24 protein-coding genes are annotated in these 21,657 nt (G+C 35.8%); 7 read left to right on the plus strand and 17 right to left on the minus strand.

What is annotated here, in order from left to right; translation table 11 throughout:
* Window positions 1–23: 23 nt before the first annotated feature.
* On the plus strand, window positions 24–539 hold the full coding sequence (locus NBX25_RS03835; RefSeq protein ID WP_250252904.1) for an Ivy family c-type lysozyme inhibitor: 516 nt from the start codon (window positions 24–26) through the stop codon (window positions 537–539).
* A 134-nt stretch (window positions 540–673) separates the two neighbouring features.
* Here the strand turns inward: NBX25_RS03835 and NBX25_RS03840 are convergent, their stop codons facing one another.
* From NBX25_RS03840 to NBX25_RS03885, 10 genes are all read right to left on the minus strand, one after another.
* The gene (locus NBX25_RS03840; RefSeq protein ID WP_250252905.1) at window positions 674–1,279 is read right to left on the minus strand and encodes a hypothetical protein; all 606 of its coding nucleotides are present in this window, start codon (window positions 1,277–1,279) and stop codon (window positions 674–676) included.
* Window positions 1,280–1,298: 19 nt separating this feature from the next.
* On the minus strand, window positions 1,299–2,120 hold the full coding sequence (locus tag NBX25_RS03845) for a flavin reductase family protein (protein WP_250252906.1): 822 nt from the start codon (window positions 2,118–2,120) through the stop codon (window positions 1,299–1,301).
* 78 nt (window positions 2,121–2,198) lie between these two features.
* Complete coding sequence (locus NBX25_RS03850) at window positions 2,199–2,510, minus strand: GxxExxY protein (RefSeq protein ID WP_250253064.1); 312 nt, start codon at window positions 2,508–2,510, stop codon at window positions 2,199–2,201.
* Between the two features lie 127 nt (window positions 2,511–2,637).
* On the minus strand, window positions 2,638–3,885 hold the full coding sequence (gene fahA, locus NBX25_RS03855) for a fumarylacetoacetase (protein WP_123908778.1): 1,248 nt from the start codon (window positions 3,883–3,885) through the stop codon (window positions 2,638–2,640).
* A gap of 56 nt (window positions 3,886–3,941) precedes the next feature.
* Window positions 3,942–4,403, minus strand: a complete 462-nt coding sequence (locus tag NBX25_RS03860) for a hypothetical protein (protein WP_123859261.1) — start codon at window positions 4,401–4,403, stop codon at window positions 3,942–3,944.
* A 73-nt stretch (window positions 4,404–4,476) separates the two neighbouring features.
* The gene (gene hppD / locus NBX25_RS03865) at window positions 4,477–5,607 is read right to left on the minus strand and encodes a 4-hydroxyphenylpyruvate dioxygenase (RefSeq protein WP_123908777.1); all 1,131 of its coding nucleotides are present in this window, start codon (window positions 5,605–5,607) and stop codon (window positions 4,477–4,479) included.
* Window positions 5,608–5,844: 237 nt separating this feature from the next.
* Window positions 5,845–6,636, minus strand: coding sequence for a hypothetical protein (locus NBX25_RS03870; protein WP_123908776.1), 792 nt, complete (start codon window positions 6,634–6,636; stop codon window positions 5,845–5,847).
* Between the two features lie 138 nt (window positions 6,637–6,774).
* Entirely contained in the window at window positions 6,775–8,049 is a 1,275-nt protein-coding gene (locus NBX25_RS03875; RefSeq protein WP_123908775.1) for an acetyl-CoA hydrolase/transferase family protein, read from the minus strand.
* Window positions 8,050–8,269: 220 nt separating this feature from the next.
* The gene (gene scpC, locus NBX25_RS03880; RefSeq protein WP_250252907.1) at window positions 8,270–9,781 is read right to left on the minus strand and encodes a succinyl-CoA:acetate CoA-transferase ScpC; all 1,512 of its coding nucleotides are present in this window, start codon (window positions 9,779–9,781) and stop codon (window positions 8,270–8,272) included.
* Between the two features lie 182 nt (window positions 9,782–9,963).
* Window positions 9,964–11,115 (minus strand): homogentisate 1,2-dioxygenase, encoded by a 1,152-nt coding sequence (locus NBX25_RS03885; protein WP_123908773.1) that lies wholly within the window; start codon window positions 11,113–11,115, stop codon window positions 9,964–9,966.
* A 122-nt stretch (window positions 11,116–11,237) separates the two neighbouring features.
* Between NBX25_RS03885 and NBX25_RS03890 the strand changes: the two genes are divergently transcribed.
* Together NBX25_RS03890 and NBX25_RS03895 are read left to right on the plus strand one after the other, a co-directional pair.
* A complete protein-coding gene (locus tag NBX25_RS03890; RefSeq protein ID WP_250252908.1) occupies window positions 11,238–13,307 on the plus strand; it encodes a TonB-dependent receptor plug domain-containing protein in 2,070 nt (689 codons plus the stop codon).
* Window positions 13,308–13,357: 50 nt separating this feature from the next.
* Entirely contained in the window at window positions 13,358–13,765 is a 408-nt protein-coding gene (locus NBX25_RS03895) for a thioredoxin family protein (RefSeq protein WP_228412871.1), read from the plus strand.
* A gap of 364 nt (window positions 13,766–14,129) precedes the next feature.
* Here NBX25_RS03895 and NBX25_RS03900 read toward each other — a convergent pair whose 3' ends face one another.
* The 3 genes from NBX25_RS03900 to NBX25_RS03910 are packed head-to-tail and all read right to left on the minus strand — an operon-like array spanning window position 14,130 to window position 15,603.
* Window positions 14,130–14,330 (minus strand): cupin domain-containing protein, encoded by a 201-nt coding sequence (locus tag NBX25_RS03900; protein ID WP_250252909.1) that lies wholly within the window; start codon window positions 14,328–14,330, stop codon window positions 14,130–14,132.
* A gap of 43 nt (window positions 14,331–14,373) precedes the next feature.
* The gene (locus tag NBX25_RS03905) at window positions 14,374–14,607 is read right to left on the minus strand and encodes a hypothetical protein (protein WP_250252910.1); all 234 of its coding nucleotides are present in this window, start codon (window positions 14,605–14,607) and stop codon (window positions 14,374–14,376) included.
* A gap of 3 nt (window positions 14,608–14,610) precedes the next feature.
* A complete protein-coding gene (locus NBX25_RS03910; RefSeq protein WP_250252911.1) occupies window positions 14,611–15,603 on the minus strand; it encodes an NADP-dependent oxidoreductase in 993 nt (330 codons plus the stop codon).
* Window positions 15,604–15,694: 91 nt separating this feature from the next.
* On the opposite strand from NBX25_RS03910, the gene NBX25_RS03915 reads away from it, so the two are divergent.
* Window positions 15,695–16,084 carry a winged helix-turn-helix transcriptional regulator gene (locus NBX25_RS03915; RefSeq protein WP_123911770.1) on the plus strand — a complete coding sequence of 130 codons (390 nt, stop codon included), beginning with the start codon at window positions 15,695–15,697 and terminating at the stop codon, window positions 16,082–16,084.
* A gap of 69 nt (window positions 16,085–16,153) precedes the next feature.
* Here NBX25_RS03915 and NBX25_RS03920 read toward each other — a convergent pair whose 3' ends face one another.
* The 4 genes from NBX25_RS03920 to NBX25_RS03935 form a co-directional block, all read right to left on the minus strand.
* A complete protein-coding gene (locus NBX25_RS03920) occupies window positions 16,154–17,008 on the minus strand; it encodes a glycine betaine ABC transporter substrate-binding protein (RefSeq protein WP_250252912.1) in 855 nt (284 codons plus the stop codon).
* A 1-nt stretch (window position 17,009) separates the two neighbouring features.
* Window positions 17,010–17,837, minus strand: a complete 828-nt coding sequence (locus NBX25_RS03925; RefSeq protein ID WP_250252913.1) for an ABC transporter permease — start codon at window positions 17,835–17,837, stop codon at window positions 17,010–17,012.
* 1 nt (window position 17,838) lies between these two features.
* The gene (locus NBX25_RS03930) at window positions 17,839–19,089 is read right to left on the minus strand and encodes a quaternary amine ABC transporter ATP-binding protein (protein ID WP_123908767.1); all 1,251 of its coding nucleotides are present in this window, start codon (window positions 19,087–19,089) and stop codon (window positions 17,839–17,841) included.
* Between the two features lie 542 nt (window positions 19,090–19,631).
* The gene (locus NBX25_RS03935) at window positions 19,632–19,997 is read right to left on the minus strand and encodes a DUF1304 domain-containing protein (RefSeq protein ID WP_123908766.1); all 366 of its coding nucleotides are present in this window, start codon (window positions 19,995–19,997) and stop codon (window positions 19,632–19,634) included.
* Between the two features lie 65 nt (window positions 19,998–20,062).
* On the opposite strand from NBX25_RS03935, the gene NBX25_RS03940 reads away from it, so the two are divergent.
* The 3 genes from NBX25_RS03940 to NBX25_RS03950 all read left to right on the plus strand — a co-directional run bounded on the left by NBX25_RS03940 (window position 20,063) and on the right by NBX25_RS03950 (window position 21,581).
* A complete protein-coding gene (locus tag NBX25_RS03940; RefSeq protein ID WP_250252914.1) occupies window positions 20,063–20,635 on the plus strand; it encodes a Crp/Fnr family transcriptional regulator in 573 nt (190 codons plus the stop codon).
* 63 nt (window positions 20,636–20,698) lie between these two features.
* A complete protein-coding gene (locus tag NBX25_RS03945; protein WP_164464397.1) occupies window positions 20,699–21,130 on the plus strand; it encodes a DoxX family protein in 432 nt (143 codons plus the stop codon).
* A 7-nt stretch (window positions 21,131–21,137) separates the two neighbouring features.
* Window positions 21,138–21,581, plus strand: a complete 444-nt coding sequence (locus tag NBX25_RS03950) for a carboxymuconolactone decarboxylase family protein (RefSeq protein ID WP_250252915.1) — start codon at window positions 21,138–21,140, stop codon at window positions 21,579–21,581.
* The last annotated feature ends 76 nt before the right edge of the window (window positions 21,582–21,657 follow it).

Raw genomic sequence — 21,657 nt, forward strand, 5'->3', positions numbered from 1 at the left:
ATTACACTATATTAAATATTATTATGAAAAAAGCTATTATGAGCGCATTCGCGCTGCTATTATTAGGAACTGTTATTTCCTGTAAAAAAGAAACCAAAACTCAATCTTCTGTAAGTACGGATACGCTGGCTACCGTAATGCCAAAAGATTCTACTGTTAGTCCAAAGACGGATTCAGTAACGGCTACTGCTTCTTCAGCAGCAGTTCCAGTTGAAATTATTACCAAAAATGATGGAAAGTATCCTCATGATGTCAAATTATTTGAAGACAAAGGCCTAACTGAAAGATTGAAAAAATTGGTAGGAAAAGATTATGATGAAATGATAAAAAATTTCGACGTAGAAAGTCCTATTGTATCTGAAGGTGGAATCTATAAACTTCATGGATGTAAACAGCATGATTGTCCAGGATATGCTACTTCTATTTATTATGACTCTAAAAATGACAATCTGAATGTTTCGATTGATAAAAACGGTAAAATAATAGACTTTTCTGAGAAAGGAAAGATCTCAGTTTCAAAAGCGCTGGAATCCAAATAATCATTTTTGTGTATTCTCGCAGCATTTATTTTTCATAAGCTAACGATAAACTAATATAAAAGTATGTATTATGAAAAAATAAATGTTGTTTTTAAATAAAAAAGGAGTGATATTTTCACTCCTTTTTTATGAATTTACTCTTCGGTTTTTACCGCATTCTTTTTTATTGATTTTAAAAGGCTTCTGAAGTTTTTCATCGTCATCATTTCACTTGTCGGAGTGAAAATGGTTGCCTTTTCACCTTTTTCCAGTGAAACTTCAGAAGACGCTTTCAATGAATATATTTTTTTCATGGTTTTAATATCATAAACATCCATCATCGCAAAGGTTTCATTTTTCTTATAGTCATCCAGTTCACCAATGGAACGGTCTAAAGAGCTACGAACCTTCATGGTATAAATGTTAACCAGAAAATTAAAATCAGAACTGTTTTTCAAGGTCTCAAGATCTTCCACTTCAGGTTCAAACGGAATACTGTTTTGAATTATATGTTCAGCTTTGGCCATTTTTAAATCAAAAGCATTGCCATTACTTAAATCTTGAAATAGCTGCATGGCTTCTTTACTCATCATTTCTCTGTGGTGCGAATCTACACCCGTTTTGATGTTGTTAATCAGCCATTTTTTGTCTTTTGAAAACACCAATGATTTACTGTAAATCCCGTAATCTTTTTTGACATGAATAATATAACAAGACTGTAAAGTGATTAATAGAACAAGGAATAAAATCTTTTTCTTCATGTGCGTAATGGTGTTTATACTATTTAATTAAAATCTTCCAGGCTTCATCAATTTTGCTTTCCAGCAATAGCTTTTGGGCATCTTCATGAATATTTTCATCAGAATAATATTCTCCGGAAGGTAAAACTTCAACGTTCGCCAGCATTCCCAAATCATTTCCTGTAAATACTTTACTGTATTTGATGGCATCCGGCAAAAGATCAAAGCCAATTCCTTTTGTTACCAAAGGTTTAGGAACTTCAAAAAGGCTGTTTTCATTACTTCTGGAATACCAGTTGCTCCCTAAACGGGCGACCATATCCAGTTTTTGCTGATCTAAATTTCCTGCTTCATTCAGGTATTCTTCCCTGATATGAATCTTCTGAACCTCGCAGATCACAAGATTTCCTGCTCCCCCTTGGTCTCCTAAATGTTTTATTTCTAAAACTTTACATTCAAAGTTTACAGGGCATTCTTCAATCAGTTTGGGTTTTATCAAGTCAGCGTTTTTCATCGTAAGACCAGACTTTACAAATTCATTGACTCCTGTTTCATACTCCGTAGAGGCCAAAGAAATCTGCTGTACGATTGGAAAGTTTACTGTTCCAATAACAACTTCCGGTACTTCTAATACATTTTCAAGCGTATGTTTTGTAGTATTGTCACGTACTCTCCTCGATGGTGAAAAGATCAGAATTGGAGGAACCGTACTGAACATATTGAAAAAACTGAATGGAGATAAGTTATGATTGCCGTCTCTATCCACCGTAGAAGCCAATGCAATAGGACGAGGTGAAACGGCGGTTTGCATGATGGTCTGAAGCTGTACGGCGGTTATCTCAGAGGGGGTTACTGTTTTCATATTTTTAGTTAACTATAAAAATGATAAAACCACAAAAGTCACAAAAGTTTTTAAGTAAATAGCTTTGATCTTTAAAGATCAAAAAAGCATGTCGTAGTATTTATTTACAAAGGTTTCCTGTCCGTCATGATAAAGATTTTTTACATTAAAATTAACTAAGATGCCTTTAGGTTTCTTCATTAAGTTGATGTAATTTAGAAGCTGAGCCCTATGAATATCATTTAATTGAACAACTGATTTGAGCTCAATAACAATTAAATCTTCAACTAAAAAATCGCAAAAGAAATCACAATCTATTTCTTTTCCTTTATAATTTACAGGAACCTTCAGTTCAGATTTAAAACTAATATTTCTTAATCTTAATTCATCTTCCAGGCATTTATGATACACACTTTCCAATAAACCAGCGCCTAGAATTTTGTGAACTTCTATGCAGGCGCCGTTTATTTTAAGGTCAAATCAGTTAAATATGACTGTGTAATTATAAATCCTTTTGTGACTTTTGTGGTTAAATTAATTAATGTGTTGGGATAATTTTACCGGAAACTTCACCGAAACCTACTCTCACACCATCTTTCTCAGCCCATGCCTTCATGGTAACGGTATCACGATCTTCAATGAATTTTCTTTCTTCACCGTTGCTTAATGATAAAGGATTTTGACCTCTCCATGTTAATTCAAGCATAGAACCAAAAGATTTTGGATCACTTCCTGAAATTGTTCCACTTGCATACATATCGCCAACTTCTACATTACATCCATTTACGGTATGGTGAGCCAATTGTTGGGTCATGTTCCAGTACATATGTTTGTAGTTACTTTCGCAGATCAGATTTTGTTCCCCATTTTCAGGCTGGATATAGACTTCAAGGTTGATATCGTAGTTTTTGTCTCCTTCAAATTTTAAATAATCTAAAACTTCAGGATCCTGTGTAGGAGAAGCGGTTCTGAATGGTTCCAAAGCTTCAAGGGTAACTACCCATGGAGAAATAGATGAACCGAAGTTTTTCGCTAGGAATGGCCCAAGTGGAACATATTCCCATGATTGGATGTCTCTCGCAGACCAGTCGTTAAATACTACCATTCCGAAGATAGCATCTTCAGCATCTTTAGTAGAAATACTTTCTCCCATCTCCGTATTTTTGTTGATGATGAAAGCCATTTCCAATTCAAAATCCAATTGTTTACTAGGCCCAAAAACAGGTTTATCTGCATCAGCTGGTTTTGTCTGACCTTTAGGACGGTTAATGTCTGTTCCGGAAACAACAATAGATGAAGCTCTTCCGTGGTAACCTACCGGTAAATGTTTCCAGTTAGGAAGTAAGGCATTGGCAGGATCACGGAACATTTTTCCTACGTTGGTAGCATGTTCAATGCTGCTGTAGAAGTCTGTATAGTTTGGAATATGAACCGGCATCATCATTTTTACTTTATCAAGATCATAGAAAGCCTCTTCAATTGTTTTCTGGTCTTTTGACAATGCCGAACCTTCCTGTAATAATGCCTGAATCTTTGTACGAACAGCATTGGTAACAGGTTTACCCAATTCGATAAATTCGTTGATGGTATAGGCTTCAAAAACATTGTCATCCAATCCTTCGATATCTTCAAAATAGCCAAGATCATAAAGGGTAGCAAGATCAATAACCTGATCTCCGATTCTTGTACAGCATCCGATATATTCTTTATTGAATACTGCGACTCCAAAAGGAATATTATATATAGAAAAATCCGAATTTGAGGAATAGTCTACAAATGATTTCATAAGTTTAGATTTTAGTTAGATTAAAATATCATCCCGAGAAACTTTCCCCAAGATGTTTATTTTGCCTTTTTTGAGTAAGAAGCTTCATCAATCCATCGGTCTCTGGTATTGATATCGATAAGATAGAGAATATTGTCCTGTTGGGTAAGCAAAAGTGTTTTTGTGACAGGCATCGGGACCTTTTTGCCCTCAAGCATATCCGCTCGTAAAGAAACGATGTTCTTTTTTCGGATAATATCACCGGTAAAGACATTAGAACTGCTTTCCCCCGTAGATTTATCATCAAAAACCTCTACATAGGTTGCATTACTTCCTTTAATAACAATAAAATCTCTTTCTGTGTGGTCTGCTTCATCTTTAATGAAAACAAACTTTTTGTTGTTGATATCTACCTTTTCAAGATTTTGATTGATACCTCTTCTTGCTTCAAGTCTGTCCAGAATTGCATTCAGTGATCCATATTGTGCTTTTACACCTAAGGTTCCAAAGAATAAAATTCCAATTAAAAGTTTTCTCATTATGCTGTGTTTTATAAAAAAGTTTTGTCAGAACTTTGCATCCTGACAAAACTTACTATTTCTGGTTGTAAAATTAAAGATTTCCTCTTCTCTCCTGTTCTCTTTCTAATGCTTCGAACAATGCTTTGAAATTTCCGGCACCAAAACTCTGTGCACCATGTCTTTCAATGATTTCGAAGAATAGAGTAGGACGGTCTTCTACAGGCTTAGTAAAAATCTGTAACAGATATCCTTCTTCATCATGATCAATAAGTATACCTAAGTCTTGAAGTTTCTTAAGATCTTCATCAATATGACCTACTCTTTGAGGAACCATATCGTAATAAGCCTCTGGTGGAGCAGAAAGAAACTCTACACCACGTTTTTTAAGTTCAGTTACCGTATGAATAATGTCTTTGGTAGCAACAGCAATGTGTTGTACTCCTTCTCCCTCGTAGAAATCAAGGTATTCTTCTACCTGAGACTTCTTTTTACCTTCTGCAGGTTCGTTGATCGGGAATTTTGCAAATCCATTTCCGTTTGACATTACTTTAGACATCAATGCAGAATATTCTGTGTTGATCTGCTTGTCATCAAAAGAAAGGATGTTCACAAATCCCATTACTTTTTCATACCATTCCACAGTAGGGATCATTCTGTTCCAGTCTACGTTTCCTACACAGTGGTCTACATACAATAAACCAGCTTCCTCAGGTCGGTAGTCACTTTCCCATTTTTCATATCCAGGCATGAAAGCTCCATTGTAATTTTTTCTTTCCACAAACATGTGAACAGTTTCTCCGTACGTATAGATACCGGACATTCTTACTTCACCATGCTCATCAGTTAAAGTTACAGGCTCTAAATAAGGTTTTCCTCCTCTTTTAGTTGTTTCTTCGAAAGCTGCATATGCATCATCTACCCAAAGTGCCAAAATTTTTACTCCGTCACCATGTTTTTTTACGTGTTCGCTGATAGGAGATTCAGAGGTAAGCCCTGTTGTAAGTACCAATCTGATTTTTCCCTGTTGAAGCACATAAGATGCGCGGTCTCTTACTCCTGTTTCAGGACCCGCATATGCTACAGACTGAAAACCGAAAGCGGTTTTGTAATAATGGGCAGCCTGTTTTGCATTTCCTACATAAAACTCAATATAATCTGTACCATTAATTGGTAAGAAATTCTCTGCTTGAGCAATTTTCTCGGCAAATGTAAGTGTTGACATATTTTCTCTTTTACTTTTATTTTATTGGTATGCAAATTACAAAATTCTTGGATATAGCGAAAATATTACGGCTGATTCATTGAATATATTTAACATAAAGTGTAAGAAGTGTTCACTTAAGTATATTTAAGTTTCTTAAGTTCGAAATAAGCTGAGTACATTTGTAGAACAAAAAACAAGTGAGAAAAAAATATTTCGAACATGAAAGCCGCAGAGATCATCTGCGGCTTTCTTATGTTATATCGTTTCTATCTTTCTGTTGAGCATTCCTGCATCCGGATTATAGTTGTCCCAGATCTTCCAGGTATTATCTATTTTCTTGAAAAAATAAATCTGTGTACTGAGCTGGTTTACAAAATGTTCTTCTCCGCTTTCTCCAACTTTAAATAGCAGATTCCAGAATTCTTGAGATTCCAGAATTTTTTTATTCGGTTCATCTGTAACCACATGAATATCAAAAACTTCATAGTTAGAACGATTGTTTTTGGTTACCAACTGAAAGTCTTTGTCGCAGAGCTCTTTACTGAATTGTGAAACTCTTTCCAGGAATGGAGAATCATCAAATACCAAATCTTTAAAAAGCTCAGTATTATGATTGGGAAACTGTTTGCAGAATTCGAAAGCGATGGCACAGTAGTCATATACCAAGCTGGTCATGAACGACAAGTCGTCGGTTTCGGTCTGATCCTTTTTCTTATGTCTTATGGAAAGGATATAATCATTAAGGTCTTTATAGCCCAGAAAAATGCATATTTTATCTAGTGTTTTTAAGAATCTTAAATCACTGTGGGTTTTGTCCTGGTAATCATTTTCAAAAAAACGCTGCAGCGTAACGTGTGAGATCGTGCTTCCGATTTCAAATTTTTTACCTCCTTTAAGTTCTTCAGCTTCAGATAGCTCATCTTTAATGATTTCGGAAAGAATAATATAATGGCTTCTCTTCCATTCACTCACATTCCCCAAAACAGAATTCCTTACCTTCGAATGCTTTACAACTTCTTCTCGTATCGAATTATATATAGTCTTCAATTTCCTTGTTTTAAAAAGATTTTTATCAAAAACATTGCCAAAATATTAAGGCTTTTTTATGTTTTATTGGTATAAGTTAAAGATATTTTTTAAAACTCTAAATAAAAATTGAAGTTAAAATATATTATTAATTGATTATCAGTGTTTAAACCTTTCGAAAGCCGCTTTTTCAAGCATCTCTCTGTCATCAGGATGGGCAATGCTAATCAGCTCCTGCGCTCTCTGGCGAAGGTTTTTCCCATATAGATAAGCAGTACCGTATTCTGTAACAACATAATGGATATGGCCTCTTGTAGTGACTACACCTGCCCCTTGTTTCAAAAAAGGAACAATCCTTGAGACTCCTTTTTTCGTTCTTGCAGTGATGGCAATGATAGGCTTTCCATCTTCACTTAATGCAGCCCCACGCATGAAATCCATTTGACCACCAATACCACTATATTGCAATGTTCCGATAGAGTCTGCGCATACCTGTCCGGTAAGGTCAATTTCAATGGCAGAGTTGATGGCTACCAGTTTTTTATTCTTCATGATATTGATCGGGAAGTTGACCTCACTCACATCTCTGAAAGCAAAAACAGTGTTGTCATCCACATAATCATACAATTTTCTGGTTCCAAAACAGAAGCTGGTAATGGTTTTATTGTCGTTGTAGCCTTTATATTTATTATTGATTACATCATCCTGAATCAGGTCTATGACTCCATCACTTAGCATTTCGGTGTGGATACCAAGGTCTTTATGGTTATGCAAACATTGTAAAACAGCATCAGGAATCGTTCCTATACCCATTTGTAGGGTAGAACGGTCTTCAATAAGTTCCGCTACATTTTTCCCTACCAGCATTTCTTCAGGGCCAACTTTTGAACTATAATCCACGGTGTGAAGTTCTTCTTCATGCCAAACCAGTTTATGGATTCTACTGATGTGAATCATTCCGTCCCCATGAGTTCTGGGCATTCTTGGATTAACCAATGCAACAATAATTTTCGCGGTATCTACAGCAGCTCTTGCAATGTCTACAGATGTTCCCAATGTACAGAAACCATGTTTATCTGGTGGTGAAACGGTTACTAAAGCCACATCCAGTGGGAGTATATTCTTTCTGAATAAAATAGGAATTTCACTTAAAAATACAGGAACAAAGTCTCCTCTGTCTGAATTTACAGCATCACGAACCGGCGTAGATACGAATAAGGAATTGACAAAGAATTTGTCTTTATACTCAGGTTTTGCAATTTCTATATTTCCTTGTTGGGTAATAGAAACCATTTCTACCTTGTCTAACCTGTGAGCTTGTCTTGCCAGTTCATCAATCAGATAATTGGGAGTACATGCGCTGCCGTGGAAAAATACACGGTTACCGCTTTTTATCGTATATATCGCTTCTTCTGCGCTGATGTAATTATTCATATTTTATCTTTTTTATTATAAAATTCCTGACTAATTTCTATTTCATAAAATGCCTAACCTCTCTCAAAGATAGTCTTTATATCCCTATTTATTTCAAATCTTATAAAGGAGATTAAAAGACTTTTATCATATTAATGGATCTTATAAATTTAATAAAAAATAAAGGACCAAATGAATAACATCTGGTCCTTTTATAAGGTTCAATTGAAATATAAAATTCTTAATTGGAAACTTCGGCTGCTACTTCCTGCTTCATACTTCCGGTTTCTGAGAACCGTAAATGCCAGCTGAAGGCTTCTTCCAGAAGATGAGGCGTATGTCCTCCACGTTCACAGGCTCTGTCAAAATAAGATTGCAGTTCTTCTCTGTAATCAGGATGAACACAGTTATCAATAATTTTCTGAGCTCTTTCTCTTGGGGCTAATCCTCTTAAATCAGCCAGTCCTACATCAGTAACCAGAATATCAACATCATGTTCTGTATGGTCTGTGTGAGAAACCATTGGAAGCACGTGGGAAATATTGTTGCCTTTGGATGCTGCCTGGGTTACAAAAATACTTAAGTAAGCATTTCTTGCAAAGTCTCCGGAACCTCCGATTCCATTCATGATTTTTGTGCCGCCAATATGGGTAGAGTTTACATTTCCGTAGATGTCAAATTCAATAGCAGTGTTGATGGCAATTACTCCTAATCTTCTGATCAATCCTGGAGTATTGGAAATATTCTGAGGTCTTAAAACAAACTTATCTTTATATTTTGAAAGGTTTCCTAAAACTCTTTCATAACATTCTTTGGAAACCGTAATAGATGATGCAGAAGCAAAACTTAATTTACCAGAATCTATCAGGTCAAAGGTGCTGTCCTGAAGTACTTCGGAAAACATTGTTAAGTCATAAAAATTACTATCCTTAAATCCTGTAAGTACAGCATTAGCTACTTTTCCGATGCCTGCCTGAAGAGGAAGTAATCTGTCTGTGAGACGTCCTAGCTGGACTTCATTTTCAAAGAAGGCGAGAAGGTGTTTGGCGATGGCTGTCGTTTTCTCATCCGGTTCTGCAATATCTGCAGGACTGTCTTTAAGATTGGTGAAAACAATTGCTTCAATTTTATTGGGATCTACAGGAATACTTTTTCTTCCGATTTTATTCCATGGAGCTACGATAGGAATTACATTTCTGTAAGGATAATCTTCAGCCTGGTAAATATCGTGGATTCCGTATACTTCTTCCGGAACTTCCGTATTGATTTCAATAATCACTTTTTTAGCCAAAGCAGCAAAGGTCACTGAATTTCCTACTGAAGTGGTAGGGACAATACTTCCGTCTCTTTCGATATAAGCAGCCTCAATAATGGCTACATCAATGCTTTGAAGATTTTTGGTGTGTAGAAGTTCGGCACTTTCACTTAAATGCTGATCGATGAAAAGAATTTCACCTTTATTGATTTTATTTCTTAAAGTAGGGTCTACCTGGAAGGGCATTCTTTTTTTTAAGACATTGGCTTCTGCCAGCTTTCCGTCTGTGCCGTGTCCCAATGAAGCTCCGGTCATTAAAGTGACTTTAAGATCTTCTGTTTTTCCTCTTTCCGCAAGTGCCGGCAAAATGGCTTTGCTGTCACCTGCTTTTGTAAAGCCGCTGGACCCTATGGTCATACCGTCTTTAATCATTTTTACAGCATTTTCAGCCGTAGTTACCTTTTCGTGTAGACTTTCTAATCTGATTCTTTCTAACATGTAATATTGATTTTTATTAAACCACCATTACTTAGGATGCGATATGAAAAATAATGATGGCCATATGTGAACCATACCTCACAAATTTACGAAAAAAGCTGCTTTAAATAAAGGATTTAAAGCAGCTTTTATATGTATTCAGTAATAGTTTTTCTTAATAAGAGAAAAGATCTTCTACTGTTTTATTCCAACCATGAAGTTTTGTAAGACGGATCTTCCACTTTTAAAGCTTCTTCCGTAATTTTTAAAGGACGGAAAGGGTCAACCATTACCGCGTATTCCTCCGTAAATTTTTTCCCGATACTTCTTTCCATAGCTCCCGGGTGAGGACCATGAACGATTCCTCCCGGATGAAGAGTGAAGTCCATTAAATCGATATGATTACGGCTCATAAAATCACCTTCCGTATAGAATAATACCTCATCGGAATCAATATTGGAGTGGTTATAAGGTGCAGGAATAGCCATTGGATGGTAATCATACATTCTTGCACAGAAAGAGCATACTACAAAATTATGCGCTTCAAAATTCTGATGAACCGGTGGCGGTTGATGGATTCTTCCTGTAATAGGTTCAAAATTTTTGATATTAAACTTATAAGGATAGAAATATCCGTCCCAGCCTACCACATCAAATGGATGAGTAGCATAAATAAAGTCTGTGATCTGGTTTTCCTTTTTTACTTTAATTAAAAATTCTCCTTTTTCATCTTTAGGTTCTTTAAAAGAAGGAGCAATAATGTCTCTTTCACAAAACGGAGAATGTTCTAAAAGCTGCCCGAATTCATTTCTGTATCTCTTGGGTGTGTAAATAGGAGAGTGGCTTTCCAATACGAAGAATACGGTGTTTTCAGACTGTAATTCTACCTGATAAATGGTTCCTCTTGGAATAATAAGATAGTCACCAACACCAAATTCAAGATCTCCCACAAATGTTTTCAAAATTCCGGTTCCTTCATGGACGAATAAAAGCTCGTCGCATTCTGCATTTTTGTAGAAATAATCCATCGATTTTCTTGGCTTTGCCAATCCCATTTTCAGATCGTTATTCATCAAAAGGATCTTACGGCTGTCCATGAAATCGTCTTCAGGAGTGACATTCATTCCTTTGAACATTCTTGGCGTAATGTTTTTCTCCACCGCAATTTTTGGAGTTACATCCTTCGGTTCCCCGATTGATTTGATCTGTGTAGGGCGGTGAATATGGTACAATAGAGAAGAGATCCCATGAAAACCTTCGGTTCCGAAAAGCTGTTCATAGTAAAATTTATCTTCCGGAGATTTAAAGACGGTATGCCTTTTTTGTGGGATGTTTCCCGATAGATGATATCTCATTTTACTTTCATATGTAGTTTCTCAAATTTAATCATTTTTCATGAATTGGCTCAATCAAATATTTACTGGCAAGTTTTGTAATTCAAAAATAATTGTTAGATTTGTCTAACAATTTTAATTTCATGAAGCGAATATTATTTTCTATTACTTTTTTATCCTCTTATTGTTTTGCCCAGGAGACAGACAGTTTAAATTTAAATCAACATAAAAACACAGATTCTGCAAGGGTTTTCAAAAAAGAGATCAAAACAAGTACTATTGAGGATGTAGTGGTAACCGGAACTATAAAACCAATGAGCAGATCCAAAAGCCCGGTGGCGGTTGAGATCTACAGTCAGAAATTTTTTCAGAAAAATCCTACTCCAAGTATTTTTGAAGCCATCAGTATGGTAAATGGAGTAAAACCACAGTTGAACTGTTCTGTATGTAACACCGGAGATATTCATATCAATGGTTTGGAAGGGCCTTATACCATGATCCTGATTGATGGAATGCCCATCGTAAGTTCACTTTCTACCGTATATGGATTGAGTGGAATTCCCAACAGTTTGGTAGACAGAATAGAAGTGGTAAAAGGTCCGGCATCTTCTATTTATGGCTCTGAAGCAATGGGGGGAGTGATTAATATTATTACTAAAAATGCTTTAACGGCTCCAAAGCTAAGTGTAGATATGATGACCAGTACATGGGCTGAAAATAACCTTGACCTTTCTACAAAATTTAATCTTGGAAAGAATGTAGCTTCCTTATTAAGTTTAAATTATTTCAGTTTTAAGGAAAGGATAGATCAGAATAAAGACAATTTTACAGATTCTACTTTACAGGACAGAATTTCTATTTTTAACAAATGGAATTTTAAAAGAAAAGATAACCGACAGGCGAGTCTTGCGATGAGATATCTTTATGAAGACCGTTTTGGAGGTGAAATGCAGTGGAATAAATCTTTCCGTGGTAGTGATGAAGTGTATGGAGAAAGTATTTATACCAACAGAGCGGAAATTTTCGGGTTGTATGAATGGCCGATGAAGGAGCATATCGTGACTCAGTTTTCCTATAATTATCATGACCAGAATTCTTTTTACGGATCTAATCCGTTCAATGCTCTTCAGAAAGTAGCTTTTGTACAAACGTATTGGGATAGAAGTTTTGGAAAACATGATATTACAGCCGGGATAACTTTTAAAAGAACTTTTTATGATGATAATACTCCGGGAACTCTGGCATCAGATGGCATAACCAATGCACCCATGAAGTCCCCGATCTGGGGGGCATTTGTTCAGGACCAATGGGAGATTAATGATAAAAATACTTTGTTATTAGGATACCGTTATGATTACGATAAAGTGCATCACTCCATACATTCTCCAAGATTTGCATGGAAATTCTCGCCGAATCCGTATCATACATTGAGATTCAACTTCGGAACAGGGTTCAGAGTTGTGAATCTTTTTACAGAGGATCATGCTGCGCTGACCGGTTCCAGAGAAGTGGTAGTGAAATCAGATCTGCAACCTGAAAGATCTGTGAACGGAAATTTGAACTATATCTGGAAAATTCCTGTGGGAACCCGAATGGTGAATCTTGATGCTTCGGCTTTCTATACCTATTTCAGTAATAAAATTGTTGGTGATTTCGATTCTGATCCGAATAAAATCATTTATGATAATCTTCATGGATATGGAATTTCCAGAGGTGCTTCATTGAATGTAGATTTCAGTTTTTCATTTCCTTTAAGTGTCAATGTAGGAGTAACCTATCTTGATGTTTATCAGAAATATGATGATGAAAATCAAAAAACACAGCAACTGCATGCTCCAAAATGGAGTGGAACCTATAACCTGACCTATAAATTTCCTAGTAATCTGACGGTAGATTTCACAGGACAGTTTTATGGGCCTATGAGACTTCCGGTTTTGCCTAATGACTTCCGTCCTGAATATTCACCATTTTATTCGTTGGCTAATATTCAGGTTTCAAAGAGCTTTAAATCCGGATTTGAAGTTTATTGTGGCATTAAAAACTTATTCAACTTTACTCCTAAAGACCCTCTGATGAGGCCTTTTGACCCCTTTGATAAACATGTTGATGATCCGGTCAGCAATCCCAATCATTATACTTTCGATACCGCTTATGGATATGCTCCAATGCAACGTATCAGAGGGTTCCTGGGAGTGAAATATACCCTAAAATGAGACCTTTTATTTTATTTTTAATGTTTGTGCCCTGTCTTTATTTGTCTCAGATGAAGACAGGGACTTTTTCTGAACTAGAACGTTTACAAAAAGATTCTCCAAAACCTGTTGTAATTCATCTATATACGGATTGGTGTTCGGTCTGTAAAATCGAATCTTTTCGTTTGAATAAGGATAAAGAGTTAGTCGAAATGATGAATAACAATTTTTATCTGATCCATTTTGAGGCTGAAAAAACAAAAGAAAAGATCAATTTTCAAGGACAGGAATTTGAATATTTATCCAATGGTAATTCCGGGATTCATGAACTGGCGTTGGCATTGTCAAAAAACAAGGAACAGCCAGTTTATCCGCTGTGGATTTTCCTGGATAAGAATCAGAATTTGGTGTATTATCAGGAAGGATTATTGTCTCCTGAAAAAATGAAACAAAAATTGAAGGAGATTTCGGCTTTGTAGTATGTTGAAAATTGCTAAGATGTAAAGTTCTGAAGCGTTGTATTTAAGGCGTCAGGGTTTTATCTGCGATAAAATTTGCATGCTGCTTATTTAAATGCCACGAATGCACGAATAAAATGATACTTGCAGAACTTCACGAATAAGATCTATGTGCTTATGTGGTTTAATAATTTTTACCCCATAGGCACATAGTTTTTTGAAATATATTAGAATTATTTATTCGTGCATTCGTGGCCAAATATATTGCCTAAAATTTTAGATTTTCTTGTCTCTTTGCGATTTCCAACAAGAATTAAGGCTCTCACAGATTACGCAGACCTTTTTCATCTGTGAAAATCTGTGTGATCCGTGGGAAAAATAATCTTTAATCAATATTTTCACTCGCATCTATCAGAACAGCCAGTTGTATACAAGGTTCATCAGAACGGTTACTCCATGCATGGTTTGTTCCTCTTTGTATGACAATATCTCCAGGTTTGAGTAGGGTTTCTCCTTCTTCCATCATCAAATAAAGTTCACCGGAAAGGATGATAATATAATCTAATGTTGGTGTCTGGTGCATCATAGGATGAGGTTCTCCTTTTTTGAATTCGACGCCGAGATCTTTATCAGGAGGGATTACTACATATCGGAAATAGGACGTTTTTGGGTGTTTGTGGAAATCCGGTATTGGGAATTCTTGTTTCATGATCCAGGCTTGCAGGAGTTGTTTGAGTATTCCAGATATCTGAAATAATGAGTCCAGGGAAATGTTCTATGGCATTTTCTACCTGTTGATCTTCTGCAATGATGGATTTTCCGTCTTTAATTCCTGTTACGATGCGTCTTGGTATTTGGTTCATTGATTACGAGTTTTTCATGATAAGTTTATGACCTTGAGTCTGGTTATTTTTAAGAATGGAGTGTGCCTCTAGAACAGTTTCCAAAGAAAGATTACCTATTATTTTATGTTGTGATGGAACGATGGAACCATTTTCAATAAGTTTTGTAATTTCCTCTAAACTGTTTTTATAATAATCATATTGTTTAGCCATGCCGTAGGTGTAATTGGAGATATTCATTATTACAGTTCCTTTGTTGAAAAGAAGTTCATGAGCTTCCTTGGTGACAAGAGCAGTGACATCTACATAAGTACCATTGATTTTTAATACTTCAGCTGTGACTTCAGCCATATAATTTCCTACCAGATCAATTCCGATATCAAAAGTTTGATGGTGATTGGCCTTTAAAATATTGTCTATAAGGTTTTCTTCTTTATAATTAACGATTTGATGGTCTTTTACCCCCAGGCTCAAAAGCATTTGTCTATTTTCTTCACTTCCAACCGTTGCAATAAAGTTCTCAATATGATGAGCTAATAAAATCTTAAGTAAAAAAGAACCTACTCCTCCGGCAGCACCTGTGATAAGAATCGTTTGTTGCGGCTGTAATTTTAATCGTTTAAAAATTTGTAAAGAAGTTAAACCTGCGGATGGAATAGAAGCTGCCTGTTCGAAGGAAATATTTTTAGGTTTGAGCGAAACAATGGCTTCCGGAACAGAAATGTATTCTGCATAAGTCCCATTGCTTCCCATAGAGCCACTGCCACAGAATACTTCATCTCCAATGTTGAATTGAGTAACATCAGCTCCTTTTTCTACAATAATTCCAGATAATTCCCTTCCTAATATAGGTGAACTGATTAACTTTCTTTCCAATTCATTTTCCAGCATCTGATAATCGATAGGATTGAAGCCACTTGCCTTGATCTGAATCAATACTTCATTGTTTTGGGGTTGAGGTTTTTCTGTAAAACCCTCTTCAAGTTTAAAATCTTTATTTAAAATAACTGCTTTCATATTGTTAATTTGATGTACAAATGTAAAACGGGAATAGTTTATATTTGCTAGTAGTTAACAAATGGTAACTAGTTACCTTGATGAAACTATTATGGCAAAAATTATTGAAAACGGAACCGAAAGAGAAGCGACCTGTACGGAGGAATTATTCGCCATGCGTGATAGTTTGGATGTTCTGGGTGGAAAATGGAAATTGATGATTCTCAGATATCTGACCAACAGAACCGATCAGCAGATTCATTTTAAAAAACTTGAGCGTGGCATTGATGGAATTTCTGCTAAAATGCTGAGCAAAGAACTGAAAGAACTGGAAACGAATCTTCTGATTACAAGAACAATACAGGATACAAAACCGATTACAGTGACTTATGCAGTGACGGAATATGGAAAATCAGTATTTCCGGTAACGGAGACACTGGTAAACTGGGGAATACTTCATAGAGAGAAGATTAAGGAGTCCATGACTACTTCAGGATCGTAAAAGAGCAATAAAAAATCCTCAGACTCAGTAGAGTTGAGGATTTTTAGTTATCATACATGATTTTCTAAATTACTTTTTATCTAACCATGTATTGACCAGTTCAGCATGTTCTTCCACCCATTTTTGTGCAGTGGCTTCTTTATTTTTACTCTGTTCCATTTGGATTAAAAGATCAGACATCGTTTCATCATCAAAATGGAGGTTAGAAAAGAATGTTGCCAGTTCCGGATGATCTGTACCAAAGCTTTTTCTTGAATAGGTTTTAATCTGTTCCGCTTCACCAAATATCTTTTTGGAATCGTCAAGAAACTTAAGCTTCATTTTACCAAACATCCAGTGAGGCTGCCATCCTGTTACCACAATCCATTGTTTACGCTGTATGGCGTTCTGTAATTCGGTGATCATGGCAATGGTAGAGGAGTTGATCTGTTGATAATCCAGTTTATAATCAACAATAGCTTTATCTGTTCCTGTTGTCAATCCTGCGCCCTTTTCAATCCCAATGATTCTGTGACTGAACTGTTCCTGATGCTGGTTAAGTTCTTCAATAGACTGAATGGAAACATATTCGGGAACTACCAATCCTATACGACCATTGTTATAATTGGTTCCAAGATGTGTTAATCCCGGAAATTTGGCCAGTTTTTTAGCATGGGTGTAAGGAAGCCAAACTCCCATGAAAAGGTCTGTGTCTTCATTGTTCATGGAAGCCAGAATCATATCTGTAGAGGCTTTTTGAATAATGACATGATAGCCTTGTTGATCCAAAATTGCTTTAGCTACATGCGTCATCGCCACATCTTCTGCCCAGCCATCTACCATTCCTATGGTAATATATTTGGAGTTTTTTATATTTCCACATGAATTTAATGAACCAAATAGGATCATTAAAATGGGAAAAAATAGATATTTTAATTGTTTCATCTTATTGTTTTTTCTTTACAAATCCTTGGGTAATCCTGTCGAGGATAATGGCTAAAATGACAACGGATAATCCGCTTTCAAATCCTAATCCGATATCCAGATTATTAATTCCTTCCAGTACTTTCTCACCCAGACCACCTGCGGCGATCATTCCGGCAATCACAACCATAGAAAGAGATAACAGGATGGTTTGATTGATCCCTGTTAAAATAGTTTTCATGGCCAGAGGAAGTTCCACTTTAAATAGGATCTGACGGTTGGTTGCTCCAAAAGCACGTGCTGCTTCTACAATATCTTTCGGTACAGATTCTATTCCCAATGTTGTTAAACGTACCGCTGGAGGCATTGCAAAAATGATTGTTGCAAAAGCGCCGGGCACTTTTCCGATGCTGAAAAACAGTACCGCAGGAATCAGGTAAACGAATGCAGGCATGGTTTGCATTAAATCCAATAAAGGACGAATAATTTTTGCGGCAATCTTGTTTTTGGCAGCTAAAATTCCCAGAGGGATAGAAAGGATAAGGGCAGTAATGGTTGCTACGAAGATAAGTGCCAGCGTTTCCATGGTTTCTTTCCATAATCCCATCAAAAATATCAGGCTTAATCCTGCTGCCGTAACAATGGCGATACCTTTCCCGGCTTTCCACAATGCTAAAAGTGTAATGAAGAGGATGATTACATAAAATGGAGTATTTATAAGTACCCATTCAATCCCCATGATAGAGGCGTTTCCTCCATGTTTTATGACATCAAATACAGGTTTTCCATTTTCTGTGAGCCAATTGATTGCAGTTTCTACATATTGACCTATATCTATAATTTTATTCATCTTATTGATTGTTTGCGATTTCTTTTAATTCAATGATTTCTTCTTCGTTAAATTTGGTAGCTTCTATGACAAGAGAAAGTTGGGTAACAAGGCCTAAAAATTTATTGTTTTCATCTACAACAGCAATGGCCGATTTACTTCCTGAAATTAATGGTAACATTTCTTCTACCGTAACCTCGGGATAAACTGAAGGTACATTATTGTTGATAATAGATTCTACTGTAGGTTCTTTCTTTTTGGCAATTCTGACAACATCATTAAGCGTTACAAAACCAAGAAATTTATTTTGAAAATCTACAACGGGCAGGTTTTCTAATCCTGTTGCTCTCATTTTTCGTAAGGCTCCTTCCGGGCCATCTTTTCTAAAACGCACCACTGTAGCTTTATCGAACATCAAAGATCTGGCGGTAATAATTGTTTTACGGTCTACTTTCTCTACAAATGCTTTTACATAATCGCTTGCAGGGTTGGTTAAAATATCTTCGGCAGTTCCTATTTGTTCTATGACTCCATCTTTCATAATGACGATACGGTCTCCAATTTTAATGGCTTCGTCGAGGTCATGGGTAATAAATACAATGGTTTTTTGTAAAGTGTTTTGCAACTCCAGCATTTGGTCCTGCATTTCAGATTTTATCAAAGGATCCAGCGCGGAGAAAGCTTCATCCATAAGCAATACTTCCGGATCGTTGGCCAAAGCTCTTGCTAATCCTACTCTCTGTTGCATTCCTCCCGAAAGTTGGGAAGGATACTGATTTTCGAAACCGTTTAATCCAACAATATCCAGAGCTTTCTGTGCTTTTTCATCGCGGGAAGCTTTACTTTCTCCTCTGATTTCAAGTCCGAAACCTGCATTATCTAAGATATTGTGATGAGGCAGTAAACCAAATTTTTGAAATACCATACTCATTTCCGTTCTTCTTACTTCCAGAAGTTCTTTATTGTTTTTACCGGTAATATTATCATCATTGATATATACTTTACCTGAAGTAGGTTCATTCAGTCTGTTAAGACAACGCAGTAAGGTAGATTTTCCGCTTCCGGACAGCCCCATGATGACAAAGAATTCACCCTCATAGATCTCAAAACTCGCTTTGTTGATTCCTACAGTGCAACCTGTTTTTTCTAGAATTTCCTTTTTGGAAAAACCTTTGTCTAAAAGTTCCTGTGCTTTTTCTTTGTTTTTACCAAAAATAATCGTCAGATCTTCAACTTTAAGTTTTACTTTTCTACCGTTTTCATTTTTTTCCATATTCAGAATTTTTTAATTAATAATTGATACACAATATTGTATATAATTACATGATTAAACATTTAACTTTGATGTTGTTCTTTTGTGATGAGCGTACAAAATAATCTGCTGAGCTTATAATGATAAAAGCTTTTAGCAAAAAAATAATAGCATAAAGCCCCGTGGCCTTATGTTTATTTTAAATATTTCAATAGATTTTACTCTAGAAAAAGAGTGTCATGTGTAAAAAGAGGTAAATCTTTTACATGGATTCTACAATTAAATTACTGATGAGGTAATAAAAGATATGTGTACAGAACAACTTGAATTCCTACATTTCATCAAAATGCGGATCATTATAAAAAACCTGTATATCAGTTTTTTACGACGTTGCAAATTTACGAATTTTATTTTAAATGGATTTTTTGGAGTCTAAAAAGCTGGTTTTGAGTGTGATTATAGAATGATATATTCATAGGAGTTTTACCCCTGTCACTAAAGATTAGAGAGTTTTGATTGTGCAGATTTTTTGTAGAAAAATCTGTACCCTATGATGAGTAGAATTACTTCAGTAAAACAGCAAGAATTGCCAATATTGCAGGCAATGCTTGAACAAAAAATATTTTCTTCGTAGCAGAAATAGCACCATAAATACCTGCTACAGCCACACAAATTAAAAAGAATAATGCAATATTATCCTGCCATTGCGGATCTTTAATCAGAAAAGACCAGATCAGCCCGGCAGCCAGAAAACCATTATACAATCCCTGGTTGGCAGCCAATCCTTTAGTGGGCTTAAACATTTCCGGAGGAAGAGCAGCCTTGAAAACTTCTTTTCCTTTGGTTTCCCATGCAAACATTTCCATCCAAAGAATATAGAGATGTTCCAGTGCAACGACTGCGATAAGGATTTTAGCAACGAGTTCCATGATTTCATATTTTGTCATTGTAAAACTAAAAAAATAAAGTTAAGTTTGAGTATTCAATTCTAAAGATGGATAATTTCAAGGCACATTTAAATAAATTCATTACGGTAACAGACGAAGAGTATCTTTCAATTTTTTCATTCTTCGAAGTATTGAAGGTGAAGAAGAAGCAAAGTCTGATGTTGGAAGGTGAGATTTGTCGAAACATGTATTTTGTGGTGGAAGGTTGTCTGAGAAAGTATTTTATTAATGAAAAAGGAGTAGAGCATACCACTCAGTTTGCTATTGAAAACTGGTGGATCACAGATACGTTTGCTTATGAAAGACAGTTGCAGACAGATTTTAATATTCAGTCTGTGGAAAAGTCTATTATTCTTGTTATTGATTTTAAAAGCCAGGAACTATTACTGGAAAAACATCCTGTGATGGAAAAATATTTCAGAATTATTTATCAGAGAGCCTATGCGGCTTCCGAAAGGAAACTTCGGTATCTGACTGAATATTCACGAGAAGAGTTGTACGTTCATTTCAGTACATTATATCCTTGGTTTATTCAACGGATTCCCCAATATCTTATCGCTTCGTTTCTTGGTTTTACTCCGGAATATTTAAGTGAAATCAAAGCAAAATTACGTTCTTAAACCAGTTTAAGTTTTTTACGGATCAGATATCGGAAATTTGCCATGTGATTAAAAGCTAATGCAATGACAAATACACAAAAACAATTTCCGCAGCTATTTTTAAGACTTGCTCTTTCTGTAACCATGCTTTCTGCAGTAGCTGACCGATTCGGGTTATGGAGTGCAGAAAATTCATCATGGGGAAACATGAAAAGTTTTGAAGAATATACAAGATCACTGACCTTTTTTCTTCCGGAAGCGTTGAGTACTTTTTCCGCTTATGCAGCCACATTTTTGGAAATACTTTTCCCATTGATGCTGATCTTAGGTTTTAAAACCAGAATTGCAGCCTATGGAAGCAGTATTTTATTATTAGTTTTTGCTATATCAATGACTATTGCATTAGGTTCTAAAGCTCCGCTCAATTACTCCGTCTGGGTGGGAAGTGCGGCAGCTCTTTTATTGGCTGTTCAGCAGGAATATTCTTTTAGTATAGATCAATTAACCAAAAAATAATTATATAATGAGCGCAAGATTAAATATTGCAACAGTAGATTCAGCAGCGTATAAAGCGATGATGGGATTAGAAGGGTATTTACAGACAACTTCTTTAACCCATATTCAAAAGGAATTAATCAAAATCAGAGCTTCACAGATCAATAAATGTGCTTTCTGCCTTGATATGCATACAAAAGATGCCATCAAGTATGGTGAAACGCCTCAAAGAATCTTTATTCTGAATGGATGGACAGAAGCTAAAGAGTTTTTTACAGAAGAAGAACAGGTGCTTTTGGCTATGACAGAGGAAATTACACTGATCAGTCAACAAGGATTAACTGATGAGACTTACCAAAAAGCTAAAGCATTTTTTGATGATGCTCAGATTGCTCAGATTATCATTGCGATTGTGACGATCAATGCATGGAACAGAATTGCAGTTAGTACCCACATGCCGATAGCAAAGTAATAAAGTAAGGAAGCTGGAAGTTAATGAAGTCTATATGATTTACTAAAGCTCAATTTAATTATTAATTTAAATTAAG

The organism is Chryseobacterium sp. Marseille-Q3244, from assembly GCF_940807095.1.
Taxonomy (GTDB): Bacteria; Bacteroidota; Bacteroidia; order Flavobacteriales; family Weeksellaceae; genus Chryseobacterium.

Excerpts from the sequence above, each read along its gene's own strand:
- NBX25_RS03885 (WP_123908773.1), bottom strand. The coding sequence starts at position 11,115 with ATGAGATATCATCTATCGGGAAACATCCCACAAAAAAGGCATACCGTC.
- NBX25_RS03925 (WP_250252913.1), bottom strand. The coding sequence starts at position 17,837 with ATGAATAAAATTATAGATATAGGTCAATATGTAGAAACTGCAATCAAT.
- NBX25_RS03840 (WP_250252905.1), bottom strand. The coding sequence starts at position 1,279 with ATGAAGAAAAAGATTTTATTCCTTGTTCTATTAATCACTTTACAGTCT.
- NBX25_RS03845 (WP_250252906.1), bottom strand. The coding sequence starts at position 2,120 with ATGAAAACAGTAACCCCCTCTGAGATAACCGCCGTACAGCTTCAGACC.
- NBX25_RS03940 (WP_250252914.1), top strand. The coding sequence starts at position 20,063 with ATGGATAATTTCAAGGCACATTTAAATAAATTCATTACGGTAACAGAC.
- NBX25_RS03945 (WP_164464397.1), top strand. The coding sequence starts at position 20,699 with ATGACAAATACACAAAAACAATTTCCGCAGCTATTTTTAAGACTTGCT.
- NBX25_RS03950 (WP_250252915.1), top strand. The coding sequence starts at position 21,138 with ATGAGCGCAAGATTAAATATTGCAACAGTAGATTCAGCAGCGTATAAA.
- NBX25_RS03920 (WP_250252912.1), bottom strand. The coding sequence starts at position 17,008 with ATGAAACAATTAAAATATCTATTTTTTCCCATTTTAATGATCCTATTT.
- NBX25_RS03860 (WP_123859261.1), bottom strand. The coding sequence starts at position 4,403 with ATGAGAAAACTTTTAATTGGAATTTTATTCTTTGGAACCTTAGGTGTA.
- NBX25_RS03935 (WP_123908766.1), bottom strand. The coding sequence starts at position 19,997 with ATGGAACTCGTTGCTAAAATCCTTATCGCAGTCGTTGCACTGGAACAT.
- fahA (WP_123908778.1), bottom strand. The coding sequence starts at position 3,885 with ATGAAATCATTTGTAGACTATTCCTCAAATTCGGATTTTTCTATATAT.
- NBX25_RS03875 (WP_123908775.1), bottom strand. The coding sequence starts at position 8,049 with ATGAATAATTACATCAGCGCAGAAGAAGCGATATATACGATAAAAAGC.
- NBX25_RS03910 (WP_250252911.1), bottom strand. The coding sequence starts at position 15,603 with ATGAAAGCAGTTATTTTAAATAAAGATTTTAAACTTGAAGAGGGTTTT.
- NBX25_RS03915 (WP_123911770.1), top strand. The coding sequence starts at position 15,695 with ATGGCAAAAATTATTGAAAACGGAACCGAAAGAGAAGCGACCTGTACG.
- NBX25_RS03900 (WP_250252909.1), bottom strand. The coding sequence starts at position 14,330 with ATGATGCACCAGACACCAACATTAGATTATATTATCATCCTTTCCGGT.
- scpC (WP_250252907.1), bottom strand. The coding sequence starts at position 9,781 with ATGTTAGAAAGAATCAGATTAGAAAGTCTACACGAAAAGGTAACTACG.
- NBX25_RS03895 (WP_228412871.1), top strand. The coding sequence starts at position 13,358 with ATGAAGACAGGGACTTTTTCTGAACTAGAACGTTTACAAAAAGATTCT.
- NBX25_RS03930 (WP_123908767.1), bottom strand. The coding sequence starts at position 19,089 with ATGGAAAAAAATGAAAACGGTAGAAAAGTAAAACTTAAAGTTGAAGAT.
- NBX25_RS03905 (WP_250252910.1), bottom strand. The coding sequence starts at position 14,607 with ATGAACCAAATACCAAGACGCATCGTAACAGGAATTAAAGACGGAAAA.
- NBX25_RS03835 (WP_250252904.1), top strand. The coding sequence starts at position 24 with ATGAAAAAAGCTATTATGAGCGCATTCGCGCTGCTATTATTAGGAACT.
- hppD (WP_123908777.1), bottom strand. The coding sequence starts at position 5,607 with ATGTCAACACTTACATTTGCCGAGAAAATTGCTCAAGCAGAGAATTTC.
- NBX25_RS03890 (WP_250252908.1), top strand. The coding sequence starts at position 11,238 with ATGAAGCGAATATTATTTTCTATTACTTTTTTATCCTCTTATTGTTTT.